The organism is Micromonospora rosaria, assembly GCF_001567585.1.
Taxonomy (GTDB): domain Bacteria; phylum Actinomycetota; class Actinomycetes; order Mycobacteriales; family Micromonosporaceae; genus Micromonospora; species Micromonospora rosaria.
In genome coordinates, this window is record NZ_LRQV01000305.1 from 1 (window position 1) to 1,190 (window position 1,190).

Consider the following 1,190-nt stretch of genomic DNA (forward strand, 5'->3'; position numbering starts at 1 on the left):
CGTCCAAGAACCCTGCGCCGACACCGCCCGCATGCAATGGCGCTTCAACCCCACCACCGGCACCCCACCCACCAACCCGCCGACGACCCCGCCATCGGGCAGTCCGACGGTGGCGGCGGACGGTAGCGGGCAGTACCGCACGGTCCAGGCGGCCATCGACGCGGTGCCGGCGAACAACAGCCAGCGGGTGACCATCACCATCAAGCCGGGCACCTACCGGCAGGTCGTCCGGGTCCCCTCGAACAAACCGCACATCACCCTGCGGGGTCTGGGGTTGGGGCCGGCGAACACGGTGCTGGTCTTCAACAACTCCGCCAACAGCCACGGCACCTCGGGCAGCGCCAGCATGTTCGTCGACGGCGCGAACTTCGTCGCGGAGAACCTGACGATCTCCAACGACTTCGACGAGAACTCCACCAGCAGCGGACACCAGGCGGTCGCGTTGCACCTCAACGCGGACCGGGCGGTGCTGCGCAACGTCCGGCTCCTCGGTGACCAGGACACCTTCCTGGTCAACGACCGGACCCGGGGGTACGTGGTCGACTCCTACGTGGAGGGCACGGTCGACTTCATCTTCGGCGGCGGCACCATCGTCTTCGACCGGTCCACCATCCACGAGAAGCGGTCGAGCGGCGGGACGATCACGGCGGCCAGCACGGACGCGGCGAAGACGTACGGGTTCCTGTTCTACCGGTCCACCATCACCGGCACCGGGAGCAACAACACCAACCTCGGCCGGCCGTGGCGGCAGGGCGCGCAGGTGCTGTACCGGGAGTCGAACCTGGGCGGGACCGTGCGCAACGCCCAGCCGTGGACCAACATGGGCGACTCGACCTGGCAGAACGCCCGGTTCCTGGAGTACCGCAACACCGGCTCCGGCGCGACGGTCAACGGCAACCGCCCGCAGCTCAGCGACTCCCAGGCGGCCACCTACACGCCGCAGCGGTACCTGGCCGGCAGCGACGGCTGGAACCCGATGTGAGCACCGCCCCCGGACACCAGCACTCCACCACCAACCCTCCCGGAGACTCCATGAAAACGACGCGAACCCTCCGGCGGTCGCGGTTGGCCGTGCTCGGCGCGGTCCTGACCGCCGTACCCGCCGCCATCATCGGCATCACCACCACCGCCACACCATCGACCGCCGCACCCCCCGTCACCACCGGCGTCTACACCCTCACCAGCGCCTC

Annotated in this window: 1 protein-coding gene; it reads left to right on the forward strand. The window is 69.3% G+C overall.

All coding sequences use genetic code 11. The features are described from left to right. On the forward strand, positions 1-982 hold a 982-nt coding region (locus tag AWW66_RS32215; RefSeq protein ID WP_157528339.1), incomplete at its 5' end, for a pectinesterase family protein. Positions 983-1,190 lie beyond the last annotated feature (208 nt).